Genomic DNA, 13,116 nt, shown 5'->3' with positions numbered 1-13,116 from the left:
TTCGACGCTACGGCGGATCCGAACCGTAGACCAGCTCACCTTCCTTGCGTAGCATTAGCTGCACTTCAGATGCGCATTCCCTTCGAGCTGGCCGAGACCCTCGCCGTCATCATCGACGAGGGCACCCTCGATGCGGCCGCCCAGCGGCTGCACATCACGCCGTCGGCGGTGAGCCAGCGGGTCAAGGCCCTCGAGGAGCACGTCGGTCAGCTGGTGCTCGTCCGCTCCAAGCCCGCGCGAGCGACCGCCGCCGGGCGGGCGCTCGTGCGACTGGCACGGCAGGCGGCGCTGCTGGAGCACGACGCGCTGGCAGACCTCGGCGGCGATCCCGACGAGCAGAGCCGCATCGTCGTCCCGCTCGCGGTCAACGCCGACTCGCTCGCGACGTGGTTCCTGCCGCCGCTGGCGCGCCTGGGGGAGCGGCATCCGGTCGTGTTCGACCTGCACCGCGACGACCAGGACTTCACCGCGGGGCTGCTCGAGGCGGGGACGGTCATGGGTGCCGTCACGTCGCGGGAGCGACCCATCGCCGGATGCCGCGTCTCGGCGCTCGGGGTCATGCGCTATGAGGCTGTGGCCACGCCCGCGTTCGCCGAGCGGTGGTCGCTCACGGCGGGCGCTGCGACTCTCGCCGAGGCCCCGGTGGTGGACTTCGACCGCCGCGATGACCTGCAGAGCCAGTGGCTGACGGCGGGCGGAGTGGATCCGGCCGCACCCCCGAGGCATCGGGTGCCGGCATCCGCCGATTTCGCCGCCGCCGTCCAGCTGGGGCTCGGCTGGGCGCTGCTTCCGGGCTTCCAGTCCGAGGCGGCGCTGCGCCGCGGCGAGCTCGTGCGGCTGGGGGGTCCGCCGGTCGACGTCCCGCTCTACTGGCAGCAGTGGAACCTGCGCTCCGCGCTGCTGGAGGCCGTCGCCGGCGAGATCATCGCCGAGGGACGGCGGGTGCTGGACCCGCCGTCGCCCGTGGCCGTCAGTCGTCGCTGACGCGCAGGACGATCTTGCCGCGGGTGTGACCGCGCTCCAGCTCGGTATGGGCCGCCGATGCCTCGTCCAGGTCGAAGACCTTGTCGACGTAGACCTGGATGGCTCCGCTGTCCAGCAGCCGCCCGATCGTGGCCAGCGCCGAGCCGTCGGGGATCACCTTGTACGACGTGGCTCGCACGCCCGCCTCCTCGGCGGCGACGGCGTAGTCCGGCCAGGACCCGGTGGGCACCAGGACGTACAGACCGCCGGGGCGGAGCACGTTGAGCGAGCGCGATCCGGTCTGCTGCGAGACGTTGCCGACCAGGTCGATCACGACGTCCATGTCGGCGACGACCTCGTCGAAGCGGGTCGTGGTGTAGTCGATGACCACCGAGGCTCCCAGCTCCCGCAGCCACGCGGCGTTGCGGCCCGAGGCGGTGACGGTGACGTGGGCGCCGAAGTACGCCGCCAGCTGCACCGCGAAATGGCCGACGCCGCCGCTGCCGGCGTGGATCAGCATCCGCTGCCCCTCGTGCGCGTGGGCGGTCTCGACGACGAGCCCCCACGCGGTCAGCGCCGCGAGCGGCACGCCGGCGGCCTCGACGTGCGACAGCGAGGCGGGCTTGCGCGCCACCGACAGCGTGGGCACCACGGCGTATTCGGCGTACGACCCCCCGGTGCGGGGGAAGGCGAGCATCCCGTACACCTCGGTGCCGGGAGGAAACGGGTGCGCCTCGTAGGGCGAGCGGATCACGATGCCGCTGAAGTCGAAGCCGGGAACAGCCGGGTACTGCCCGATCTGACCGCTCACGCCCTTGCCCGCGCGGGTCTTGGCGTCGATGGGGTTGATGCCCGCCGCCACGATGCGCACGAGCAGCTCGCTGATCACGGGGGTGGGAACGTCGACGGATGCCGGATGCAGCGCCTCCGCGTCGCCCGGGCCGTCGAAGACGATGGCGCGCATCGACGTCGGCGGCTCCTCGACGGGGACGACCGGGACGTCTTTGGGGGTCGATCGCAGCGGCCGGAATCTCATGGTCGCTCCTTCCACGTGCGTGTCGGCATCGGCAGCACCGGGTGAGTGCACTGGCGAACAGTCAACCCTGAGATTGTCTCGGACGTGTTACGCCGGTGCTACCGAGGGGAGAATGTCCGACCGCTACGGCCGCTCGCCGGCGGTGAGGGCGTGCAGCAGGCGGGTGAGGCTGCGGATGTCTTCGACGCTCCACTCCGCGAGCGCCGCGAGCATGAGGTCCTCCTGCGGGGCGCGGGCGGCGGCCAGGCGCGCCAGGCCCTCGGTCGTGGGCGTGAGAAGGTGCGATCTTCCGTCTGCCGGGTCGGGCGCGCGTTCGACGAGACCACGCTGCTCGAGGTCGCGCACCGATCGGCTGATCTGCCCCTTGTCGGCCATCAGGATCTCGGCGAGCGAGGACAGGGTGATCGATTCGCGCCGGACGATGGTGGTGAACACCTTGTATGCGCCGGGAAGCATACCGGGGCTGACGCGCTCGGCGTTCTCGCTGATCACCCGGCGGAACTGCGCGATCAGCTCCCCGAACTCGCCCTCCAGCGCCCGGACGGCCGCGACGCGCTCGTCGTCGTCGGCTGCGGGCAGCGTGTCGCTCGGACGGCTCATGCGGCCGAGACTACTGCCCGCCACGGCCGCGGACCTCTTGCCGGGCCGCCGGGGCCACGGCATCCATGCCTTCGCTGACCGAGACGGTCGCCAGGTCCGCTTCGGAGGCCTGCATACGCTCGCGCGTGGTCATGCGGGTCAGCGGCGTGCCGGGGAGGAAGACGATCGCGACCAGGCTGACCACGGCGAAGGGCACCGCGATGAGGAACGCGTGCGAGATGCCCTGCGCGTAGACGTCCTCGATGATGACGCGGATGTCGCCCGGCAGCGCCGAGACCTGCGGGAGCGTCCCGCTGCGCAGCTGCGCCGCGATCTGCGCGCCGCCGTCGCCGAGCCGTGCGATGGCGGCGGCGAGATCCCCCGCGCGGTCGGCCATGAGCTCGGACACGCGGGCGGCGAGGGCCGCGCCCATCAGCGAGACGCCGATGGTGCCGCCGAGGCTGCGGAAGAAGGTGACGCCGGAGCTCGCGACGCCGATCTCGTCCGGGCGCGCGGTGTTCTGGACGATGAGCACGAGGTTCTGCATCGTCATGCCCACGCCGGCTCCGAGCAGGAGCATGTACGCCGAGACCACCGCGAATGCGGTGTCGTAGCGGATGGTCGAGAGCAGTGCCGCGCCTGCGGTGAGCAGCACCGCGCCGGCGATCAGATACGGCTTCCAGTGCCCGAAGCGGGTGATCAGCTGGCCGACGCCCACCGACGCGGCGAGCAGCCCGGCGATCATCGGGATCGTCATGAGGCCCGCCTCGGTGGGGGACGCGCCCCGCGCCAGCTGCATGTACTGGCTGAGGAACACCGACGCGCCGAACATGGCGATGCCGGTGGCGATCGAGGCGATGACCGAGAGCGTGAACGTGCGGTCGCCGAAGAGCGTGAGCGGGACGAGCGGTTCGCGCGAGCGCTTCTCGACCAGGATGAACAAGGCCGCGCCGAGCACGGCGCCGCCCACCATGAGCGCGGTCTGGATGCTCCACCATTCGAAGGCGTCTCCGGCGAGGGTGACCCACACCAGGAGCAGCGAGACCGAGACCGACAGCAGGACGATCCCCAGATAGTCGATCGACACGCGACGTGCCGCGCGCGGCGGGACGTGCAGGGTGCGATGCAGGATGATCGAGGCGGCCACGGCGAACGGGATGGCGACGAAGAAGTTGTAGCGCCAGCCCCACGTGTCGGTGATGAGCCCGCCCAGCAGCGGCCCGCCGATGGTCGCCACGGCCATCACCGCGCCGAAGAGCCCCATGTACCTCCCGCGTTCGCGCGGGCTGATGATGTCGGCCATGATCACCTGGCTGAGGGCGGCCAGGCCGCCGGCGCCGACGCCCTGCACGGCGCGGAAGGCGATGAGGGTCTCGGGATTCTGCGAGAACCCCGCGGCGGCGGTCGCCACGACGAAGACCGCGAGGGCGATCTGGATGAGCAGCTTGCGGTCGAACAGATCCGCGAGCTTGCCCCACACGGGCGTCGAGATCGCCGTGGTCAGCAGCATCGCGGTCACCACCCACGTGAACGCCGACTGCGTTCCTTCGAGGTCGTGGATGATGACCGGCAGCGACGTCGAGACGACGGTCGAGGCGAGCATCGACACGAACATGCCCAGCAGCAGGCCGGACAGCGCCTGCAGGACGGCGCGATGCGACATCGGCGACCGCTCGGCGCCGGGGGACCGGTGGTGCCGGGCGCTCGTGGCCCGGCGTGATTCTGTCGGCATGCGCTTCCCTCCGCGGGAGCGGCGACGCTGACGCTCTGGTTGACGTGGATCAATTATTGACGGAAGTCAACGATACGTCACTGCTTGATCCGCGTCAACCATCCGACCTGCCAGAACGGCGCGACGGCTGGGCGCGTGGTCAGTCGGCGAGGGCCAGTGCCCGGTAGGGCTGGCGCGGAGCGGCGTGGCGCGGCATCCGCTCTGTCGTCGCCGCGCTCGCGGGGGCGGGGACCGCGCGGCCCGTCGTGCGGCGGTACAGCTCGTCGATGAGCGAGGTCGCCAGGCGCACGAGCTTGGCGATCTCGGCCTCGTCGCGGTCCACCCAGGCGCACCGCGGTTCGTCGTCGACGGGCACGAAGTCGTCGTGCTGCTCCCACGCGACCAGCGTGCGCTCGGCCCCCAGCACGTGCTGCTGCCACCACACCTGACGAAGGTAGGAGCGGGGGATCGACCGCCAGGACTTGTTCGTGGTCTTGATCTCGGCCAGCACGACGCGGCCCGCGGAGTCCACCGCGATGCCGTCCGGCGTGGCCAGGTGCCGCCGCTCGACGACGGCGTGGAACAGCGCCGATGACGGCTGGATGCCGTGGGTCGCGGCCACCCAGGCGGCGATCTCGGGTTCCCGCGCACGGCCGTGCGCGGTGTAGGCGTTGCCCGAGAAGCCCGACCCCATGAGCTTGGCGTCCGCAGCCCGGGCGATCGCCCGCTCGCTGGTGAGCGCGGCCACATCGGTCGCGGTGATCCCGCGGGAGCGAGCCCTCACCCATGCCACGCGGTCGCGCGAATCCGCGACGATGCGGGCGGCGAGCTCGGGTGTCACCCCGAAAGCCTACGTCGGTGTGCCTGCCGGCGGTGGCGCGACACCCGGCGGCGTGAGCAGGCCGATGAGGGCGCCGAGGTGCTCCGCCATGTCCACCTCGTCGTCGAGCAGCCACTGGATCTGGAGCCCGTCCATCGCGGCGAGAACGAGGGATGCCGCCACGCCCGCGTCGATGTCGCTGCGGACGGTCCCGGCCGCCTGCGCGCTCGCGATGTGCCTGCCGAAGTGGTCGCGGTTGCGCGCGTACCGGCCGACGAAGTAGTCCCGCCGGGGTGTGGGCTGGATGTCGGTGGCGGCCAGGGCCGACACGACGGCGAAGAGGGCGACGAGCCCCGGGACCGTGGCGTTGTGGGCGACGAGGTCCACCGTGGTCGCGAAGCCGCCCCCGGCGTCGCGCGGGAACCGCCGGCGGTTGACCTCGTCTCGTCGCCGGATGATCTCGAGCATCAGGTTCTCGCGCGAGCCGAAGTGATGCAGCAGGCCGGCCTTCGACCGGCCCACCTCGTCGGCGATGAGCTGCAGGGTGGTCGCGTCGAAGCCGCGTTCGGCGAGCATGTGCAACGCGGTGTCCAGCACGGCCTCGCGGAAGCCGGCTGACTTGGCATACGCGCCGCGGGGGCCGGCGGTGGGGGCGGCGGACATGCTCAAACCCTACCGCTGGTTTGGTTTGCCGTGTAGGCTGAGGCAAAACCTACCCGTGGTCGGACTTCGACCGCGACCACTCGACGAAGAGGTCCTCATGCCCGCTCCGCGCCCGTCCGTTCAGCTGTACACCGTCAGACACGAGCTCGACGCCGACCTGCGCGGCACCCTCGAGCGCCTCGCCGCGCTCGGCCTGCGCAACGTCGAGGCCTTCGCCTTCGTCGGCCGGGCCGCCGAACTCCGCCGCGCGTTCGACGCCGCGGGCCTCGCCGCGCCGAGCGGGCACGCCGCCTTCCTGTCGAGCCAGCTGCGCTTCGGCGACCAGGTCGTCGACGTCCCGCCGCTCGACGCGGTCCTCGACGACGCCGCCGAGCTCGGCATCGGGCTCCTCATCGATCCCATGGTCGAGCCGGCTCGATGGGCGACCCCGGACGACGTGGCCCGCACCGCCGAGCTGGTGAACCGCGCGGCGGAGAAGGCGGCGGAACGCGGCATCCGGGTGGGATATCACAACCACTCGCAGGAGTTCCATCACTCGTTCGACGGTCAGGTCGCGTACGACTTCTTCGTCGACCGGCTCGACGCCGGCGTCGCGATCGAGCTCGACGCGTTCTGGGCCCAGGTCGGCGGGCAGGACGTCGGGGCGCTCGTCGCCCGGCTCGGCGACCGCCTCGCGGCGCTGCACGTCAAGGACGGGCGGACGGGGGTCGACCCGTTCCGCACCGGCGACCACGACGGCGTCGACCTCGGGCAGGTGCCGGCCGGCGGCGGCGAGGTCGCGCTGGACGCCGCGCTCGGGTCGGCGACGGCGCTGGAGCTGGCCGTGATCGAGTACGACCGCTACGACGGGGATGTCTTCGGCGGCATCGCCGGCTCGCTGGCGTGGCTGGCAGCGCGGGGCATCCGCTGATGGGCGGGACGGGGCCCGTCGGCGTCGGGTTCATCGGCGCCGGCATGATCAGCGACACCTACCTCGCGAACCTCACCTCGTTCCCCGACGTGCGCGTCGTCATCGTGGGCGACCTGGACACCGCGCGGGCCGCGGCGCAGGCGGCCGCGCACGGCGTGCCCGAGAGCGGATCGCCCGAGGACGTCCTCGCCCACCCCGAGGTCGAGCTCGTCGTGAACCTCACGATCCCCGCGGCGCACGTCCCCGTCAGCTCGGCCGCGCTCGCCGCGGGCAAGCACGTGTGGAGCGAGAAGCCGATCGGGATCGACCGGGCCGCGGCCCGGGGGCTGCTGGAGCAGGCCGAAGCGGCGGGGCTGCGCGTCGGCATCGCGCCGGACACGGTGCTGGGACCGGGCCTGCAGACCGCACGGCGCGCGATCGCGCGCGGCGACATCGGGCAGCCGCTTTCGGCGCAGACCTCGATGCAGTACATCGGGCCGGACGTCTTCCACCCGAATCCCGCGTTCCTCTTCGCGCGCGGCGGGGGACCGCTGCTGGACATGGGGCCGTACTACGTCACCGCCCTGGTCCACCTGTTCGGAGCCGTCGACGCCGTCGCCGCCGTCGGCGCGCAGGGTCGGGCGACGCGCACCATCCAGGTGGGCGACCGTGCGGGGGAGGGCTTCCCGGTCGAGGTGCCGACCCTCGTCCAGACGATCGCGCGCTTCGAGAAGGGGGCGGTCAGCCAGAGCGTCTTCAGCTTCGACTCGCCGCTGACCCGCATGGGCGTGGTGGAGATCACCGGCACCGAGGGCACGCTGCTCGTCCCCGACCCCAACACCTTCGGCGGCCAGGTGAGGATCACGCGCGGACCCATTGTGGACTCGCCCACCCGCGAGCCGCTGTGGCACGACGTCCCGCCGGTGGGCGTCGAGGCGGGCCGGGGGCTCGGCGTGCTCGACATGGCGCGTGCCATCCGCGGCGGGGGCCGCCACATCGCCACCGGCGAGCTCGGCTACCACGTGCTCGACACGCTCACCGCGATCGAGGAGTCCGTGGTCGCGGGCGCCTTCGTCACCGTCGAGAGCACCGTCGCGGACGTCCCCCTGGTGCCCGACGACCGGGACCCCTTCGCCGCCACCCTCTGACCGGCATCCCTCGCCCCCCTGGGGGTCTGTGTGTGTGTGTGTGTGTGTGTACGGATCACGTGATCTGCACGACCTCACCCGCTGATTCCGGTTCGGAACGGGTGATCTCGTGCGGATCACGTGATGTGGTCGGCGGGAGCGGTGCGGAGGGTCGGGCGGGTGCGGGAGAGGGGCGGTGACTTCTCCTCCCCAGGGCGGGACGCTTGCGCCGCCGTCCACAAACGGCTGAATCACGTGATGAGTGCACACGGATGCCGTCAGCCTGGGCTGCATGCCCCAGCACCTGTCCTTCGCCGAGGCCCTCACCGCGCTGAACACGCGTGAAGAGCTGCTCGACGCCGGCTGGACGAGCCGGAAGATCCGAAGTGCGGTGGATGCCGGTGACCTGCGCCGTGTGCAGCGCAATCGCTACGTCACGGGAGCGCTGTGGCAGGAGCTCTGGGCCGAATCCCGTCACCGCGTCGAAGTCGCCGCTGCCCATGCCGAGATGCGCGACGGCGACGGCGTCTTCTCGCACGAGTCGGCGGCGGTGGTGTGGGATCTGCCGCTCTGGCGTCACACCCCGTCGGCCGTGCACACGACTTTCCGGGGCGGTTCGCGCGCATCGGGCAGGGCTGGTCTCGTGCGGCATGTGGGAAGCCTGCTGGAGGAGGACGTCGTCGAGATCGACGGCATCCGTCGGACCACGCTGGAGCGGACGGTCTTCGACCTGATCCGCGTGGTCGGGATCGAGACCGCCGTGGCGGCGGCGGACGCCGGCCTGCGCTCTATCGCGACCTCTCGCCACGAGTACGACGTCGACGCCGCAGATTCGTGGCGGGCCCGGCTGCTCGAGCGGGTCGCCCTCGCCGGTCGCGGGCGCGGGCTGCGGCAGGCGGACTGGGTCATCCGCTTCGCCGACGGTCGCGCCGACCGCCCCGGCGAGAGTGTGTCGCGACTGCGGCTCGTGCAGGCAGGCTTCACCGAGCTGGACCTGCAGGTGCGCGTGCCGGGTCCGGACGGCTCGGACTATTACGTGGACCTGGGCATCGAGCAGGCCCACAGCTTTCTCGAGTTCGACGGGCAGGGCAAGTACCTGGACGAGGTGCTGCGCTCTGGCCGCTCGATCGAGGAGGTGGTCATGGCCGAAAAGCGGCGGGAGGACTGGATCCGCGGCACCACGCAGCGCCGGTTCGTTCGCGTCGAGGACGTCCACATCGGGACCAGCAAAGCCTTCGCGGCGCGACTGGCGGCCTTCGGCATCCACCCCCCTTCTTCTCGCTGACCCCCGCAGCCCTCGCGGACGCGTGTGGCACCGCAGGGCTCGCTGGCAGTGTCGTTCCCGTGCCGGCCCCGCCGGATCACGTGATACGTCACAGGAACCGCGTACGCATCACGTGATACGTGACAGCAGGCAGACGGCGCAGGGGGATTTGGCGATGGGGGATGCTGTCGCTTAGACTTCCGGGAGCCGAAGACCGCCGGTCATCGACGTGCGTGCGAACGCACCGAGATCGAAGCTCTGCGAATGCAGGGGCCCGCGCAGGTGTGCAGAACGATTCTCCCGAACGGGAACATCAGCTCCGTGCGCTTGCGCCGGAGCTTTTCTCATTTGCAGCGCCGGCGGTTCAGGCCGACGCCCCGCCACTGCGGGACGTCTCGCACACACAAGGAGTGGCCATGGCGCAGAAGGAAGCATCGGTCGCCGAGCTCACGAAGAACTTCGAGGACTCGACCGCCGTACTGCTGACCGAGTACCGCGGCCTGACGGTTGCCGAGCTCAAGGAGCTCCGCAACACGATCCGTCAGGACGCGGATTACGCCGTGGTGAAGAACACGCTGACCAAGATCGCCGCGAACAACGCGGGGATCTCGTCGCTGGACGACGACCTCAAGGGTCCGTCGGCCGTGGCGTTCGTGCACGGCGACCCGGTCGCCGTCGCGAAGGGCCTGCGCGCCTTCGCCAAGGCACACCCTCATCTCGTGATCAAGGGCGGTTTCTTCGACGGGAACCCCCTGAGCGCGGACGAGGTCAACAAGCTCGCCGACCTCGAGAGCCGTGAAGTCCTGCTGGCGAAGCTCGCCGGTGCGATGAAGGCCTCGATGACCAAGGCGGCATTCGTCTTCAACGCGCTGCCGTCCAAGGCCGTCCGCACGGTCGACGCGCTGCGTGAGAAGCAGGAGTCCGCGGCCTGACATCGGGCCTCGGCGAAGTAGAACCCCAATCAAGGAGAATCATCATGGCAAAGCTCAGCACTGAGGAGCTGCTCGACGCGTTCAAGGAGCTCACGCTCATCGAGCTCAGCGAGTTCGTCAAGGCGTTCGAGGAGACCTTCGACGTCACCGCCGCCGCCCCCGTGGCCGTGGCCGCTGCCGGCGCCCCCGCCGGTGGTGCCCCCGCCGAGGAGGCCGAGGAGAAGGACGCGTTCGACGTCATCCTCGAGGCCGCCGGCGACAAGAAGATCCAGGTCATCAAGGTCGTCCGCGAGCTCACCTCGCTCGGCCTCGGCGAGGCCAAGGCCGTCGTCGACGGTGCCCCCAAGCCCGTGCTCGAGGGCGCGAACAAGGACGACGCCGAGAAGGCCAAGGCCAAGCTCGAAGAGGCCGGCGCCACCGTCACCCTGAAGTAATCAGACTCCGTTCTGATTCGCAGAACCCCGGATGCCGCGGCATCCGGGGTTCTGTCATCTGCGGGCGTCGGTGACGGCCGTCGCCGACAGCGGGTCCGGCGCCGCGGTCGAGCTGCGCACGACGAGCTTGGCCTGCATCCGGACGGGGGTCACCGGGCGTGCGGGGTCGGCGAGGTGCTCCAGCAGCAGGCGGACGGCGACCCGTCCCTGATCGCGCGGCGACTGACGCAGGGTGGTCAGCGCGAACATCTCGGCGTACTCGTGGTCGTCGATGCCGATGACGCTGAGGTCCCCGGGCACCTGCACGCCGAGCCGCCGGGCGGCGATCATGGCTCCGATCGCGACCTCGTCGCACGTGGCCACCAGCGCGGTCGGCCGCGACCGGGTGTCGCCCAGCAGGTCGACCGCCGAGGCGTACCCGCCCGGCAGGGTGACATCCGACGGCACGTGGCGCACGCGCGGGCCCAGGCCGGCATCCTGCATGGCGCTGACGTAGCCGGCGAGCCGTCGCCGGTCCACCTGCGCCCAGTGCCGGTCGGTGCGGCCGCCGAGGAACGCGATGTCGCGATGGCCGAGCATCAGCAGGTGCTCGGTCGCGCGCCGCGCGGCGTAGTCGTCGTCGATCGCGACGACGCTCGTGAGGTCGTCGCTGCCGATGACGCTGACGACCGGCCGGCCGATCCGCACGAGGCGCGCGACCTCGGCGTCGTCGGGCTCTAGCCCCACGGCGATCAGGCCGTCGAAGCGCTTGCGTGCGAGGAAGTCCTCGAAGATCCGCACACGCCCGGTGGACCCCGGCTTGGCGTCGTACAGGGTGAGGTCCAGCCCCGCCGCCAGCAGCGCCTCCTGGATGCCCTCGAGCACCTCTGCGAAGAACCACCGGTTGACGTAGGGCATCACCACGCCGATGCTCTGGGTGCGGCCGGTGGCGAGGCTCACGGCGCTCGTCGAGGGGACGTAGCCCAGCTCGTCGGCGGCCTGGCGCACGCGATCGCGGGTCTCGGGCGAGACGTATCCGGTGTTGCCGAGGGCGCGGCTGGCGGTCGATTTCGACACGCCGGCGCGACGCGCGACCTCAGCGATTCCGCTCACCGTTGAGCCAGCCTTCCCGCGGCACCCGCATCCCGCTCCGCCTCAGCATAGACCGGATGCCGGAAAAAAGGGGAGCGGTTCCAGTATCGACTCGCCGGTGCTCTGCGGTGATATTCCGCAGGTTTACCGTTTCGTGACACATCGCTGTTGTGGAAACACTTTCGATCCCCTAGCGTTTCTGGAAGCGGTTCCCGATCGAGGCGCCGTATCCCAAGGACTTACTCGAGGAGGAGTACACATGGGCATGTCACAGCATCGACGGTTCATGGCGCCGGTCGTGGCGCTGGGGGTCGTCGGCATCGCGCTCGCCGGCTGTTCCGGTGGCGGCGGCAACGGCGACGGAGGCGGCGGCGGTGGCGACGACGACAAGAGCGTCACCATCATGGGCGCCTTCACCGACGCGCAGGCGGCGGCGTTCCAAGCCGACCTCGACGCGTGGAGCGAAGAGAGCGGCATCACCGTCACCTACGACGGCAACACGGACTTCCAGACGGCGGTGGTCGCCCGCGCGACGGCCGGCAACCCGCCGGACATCGCGATCTACCCGCAGCCGGGCGTCCTCAAGAGCCAGGTGAACCAGCTCTTCCCGCTGGAGGAGCTCGGCATCGACGTCGCGGCGATCATCGCCGACGAGGCCAACGGCCTCGGCGAGATCGCCCAGGTCGACGGACAGACCTTCGGCCTGCCCTACTCGATCAACGTCAAGTCCCTGGTCTGGTACAACCCGGCGGCCTTCGAGGCAGCGGGGCTGACCGTGCCGACCACCGACGCCGAACTCGGCGACCTGCAGCAGCAGATCATCGACGAGGGTCTCGGCTACCCGTGGTGCGTGGGCATCGAGTCCGGCGCGGCGACCGGCTGGCCGGCCACCGACTGGCTCGAGGAGTACGTGCTGCGCTACGGCGGGCTCGAGGAGTACAACGCCTGGATCGCCGGCGATGTGCTGTTCGACAGCGACCTGGTGAAGCAGGCGGGCGAGAAGGTCGCCAGCGAGCTGCTCGAGGACGGCAAGGTCAACGGCGGCGGCCAGGCGGCGGCCACGACGGCCTTCCAGACGGCGGGCAACCAGCTCTTCGTCGAGGGCAAGGACAAGGGCCAGTGCTTCATGATGCGCCAGGGGTCGTTCATCGCGGACTTCTTCCCCGAGGACATCAAGGCGCAGATCGCCGACGGCGACCTGTCGAACGTCGACTTCTTCCAGCTGCCCTCGCCCGAGGGCACCGACACCGCCATGCTCGGCGGTGGCGACCTGGTCGGCGCGTTCACCAACAACGAGTCCACCAAGGCCGTGGTCGAGTACATCACCGGCAAGGAGTTCGGCACCAACGGCTACGCCAGCCAGGCCATCTTCCTCTCGCCGCACAACGAGTTCGACACGTCGAACTACACCACCGAGTTCCAGAAGAAGGCGCAGCAGCTCCTCGCCGAGTCCACGCTGTTCGGCTTCGACGCGTCGGACCAGATGCCCGGCGAGGTCGGTGCCGGCACCGAATGGACCGAGCTGACCAGCTGGTTCGCCGGACAGAAGTCGATGGAACAGGCGTTCCAGGCCATCGACGCCTCGTGGCCCCGGTGACCCGGAGCCGCGGCATCCACTGATCGAGAA

General features: G+C 70.7%; 13 protein-coding genes. 7 read left to right on the top strand and 6 right to left on the bottom strand.

Annotation, left to right across the window (positions count from 1 at the left end):
* The first annotated feature begins 69 nt into the window (after positions 1-69).
* Positions 70-984, top strand: coding sequence for a LysR family transcriptional regulator ArgP (locus tag ACYVF4_RS05065; RefSeq protein ID WP_460720349.1), 915 nt, complete (start codon positions 70-72; stop codon positions 982-984).
* On the opposite strand, the gene ACYVF4_RS05060 is transcribed toward ACYVF4_RS05065, so the two are convergent.
* From ACYVF4_RS05060 to ACYVF4_RS05040, 5 genes are all read right to left on the bottom strand, one after another.
* Positions 971-1,999: an NADP-dependent oxidoreductase gene (locus tag ACYVF4_RS05060; protein WP_460720347.1), complete on the bottom strand. Its 1,029-nt coding sequence runs from the start codon at positions 1,997-1,999 to the stop codon at positions 971-973. The two genes, ACYVF4_RS05065 and ACYVF4_RS05060, sit on opposite strands and share 14 nt — an antisense overlap.
* Before the next feature lie 123 nt (positions 2,000-2,122).
* Positions 2,123-2,599, bottom strand: coding sequence for a MarR family winged helix-turn-helix transcriptional regulator (locus tag ACYVF4_RS05055; RefSeq protein ID WP_460720345.1), 477 nt, complete (start codon positions 2,597-2,599; stop codon positions 2,123-2,125).
* Between the two features lie 10 nt (positions 2,600-2,609).
* Positions 2,610-4,241, bottom strand: a complete 1,632-nt coding sequence (locus ACYVF4_RS05050) for an MDR family MFS transporter (protein WP_460720343.1) — start codon at positions 4,239-4,241, stop codon at positions 2,610-2,612.
* Positions 4,242-4,449: 208 nt separating this feature from the next.
* The gene (locus ACYVF4_RS05045; RefSeq protein WP_460720341.1) at positions 4,450-5,130 is read right to left on the bottom strand and encodes a YqaJ viral recombinase family protein; all 681 of its coding nucleotides are present in this window, start codon (positions 5,128-5,130) and stop codon (positions 4,450-4,452) included.
* Positions 5,131-5,139: 9 nt separating this feature from the next.
* Positions 5,140-5,772, bottom strand: coding sequence for a TetR/AcrR family transcriptional regulator (locus tag ACYVF4_RS05040; protein WP_460720339.1), 633 nt, complete (start codon positions 5,770-5,772; stop codon positions 5,140-5,142).
* A 97-nt stretch (positions 5,773-5,869) separates the two neighbouring features.
* On the opposite strand from ACYVF4_RS05040, the gene ACYVF4_RS05035 reads away from it, so the two are divergent.
* From ACYVF4_RS05035 to rplL, 5 genes are all read left to right on the top strand, one after another.
* A complete protein-coding gene (locus ACYVF4_RS05035; RefSeq protein ID WP_460720338.1) occupies positions 5,870-6,682 on the top strand; it encodes a sugar phosphate isomerase/epimerase family protein in 813 nt (270 codons plus the stop codon).
* Positions 6,682-7,809, top strand: a complete 1,128-nt coding sequence (locus tag ACYVF4_RS05030) for a Gfo/Idh/MocA family protein (RefSeq protein ID WP_460720766.1) — start codon at positions 6,682-6,684, stop codon at positions 7,807-7,809. The genes ACYVF4_RS05035 and ACYVF4_RS05030 overlap by 1 nt, the downstream gene beginning before the upstream one ends.
* 271 nt (positions 7,810-8,080) lie before the next feature.
* Positions 8,081-9,073, top strand: a complete 993-nt coding sequence (locus ACYVF4_RS05025) for a type IV toxin-antitoxin system AbiEi family antitoxin domain-containing protein (RefSeq protein ID WP_460720336.1) — start codon at positions 8,081-8,083, stop codon at positions 9,071-9,073.
* A gap of 395 nt (positions 9,074-9,468) precedes the next feature.
* Positions 9,469-9,984 (top strand): 50S ribosomal protein L10, encoded by a 516-nt coding sequence (gene rplJ, locus ACYVF4_RS05020; protein WP_460720334.1) that lies wholly within the window; start codon positions 9,469-9,471, stop codon positions 9,982-9,984.
* A gap of 44 nt (positions 9,985-10,028) precedes the next feature.
* Positions 10,029-10,418, top strand: coding sequence for a 50S ribosomal protein L7/L12 (rplL, locus tag ACYVF4_RS05015; RefSeq protein ID WP_251451116.1), 390 nt, complete (start codon positions 10,029-10,031; stop codon positions 10,416-10,418).
* Between the two features lie 54 nt (positions 10,419-10,472).
* Here the strand turns inward: rplL and ACYVF4_RS05010 are convergent, their stop codons facing one another.
* The gene (locus tag ACYVF4_RS05010) at positions 10,473-11,510 is read right to left on the bottom strand and encodes a LacI family DNA-binding transcriptional regulator (protein WP_460720331.1); all 1,038 of its coding nucleotides are present in this window, start codon (positions 11,508-11,510) and stop codon (positions 10,473-10,475) included.
* A gap of 244 nt (positions 11,511-11,754) precedes the next feature.
* Between ACYVF4_RS05010 and ACYVF4_RS05005 the strand changes: the two genes are divergently transcribed.
* Positions 11,755-13,086 (top strand): ABC transporter substrate-binding protein, encoded by a 1,332-nt coding sequence (locus ACYVF4_RS05005; protein ID WP_460720329.1) that lies wholly within the window; start codon positions 11,755-11,757, stop codon positions 13,084-13,086.
* The last annotated feature ends 30 nt before the right edge of the window (positions 13,087-13,116 follow it).

This window comes from Microbacterium aureliae, from assembly GCF_054780155.1.
This window is presented reverse-complemented; position numbering and strand designations above follow the sequence as displayed.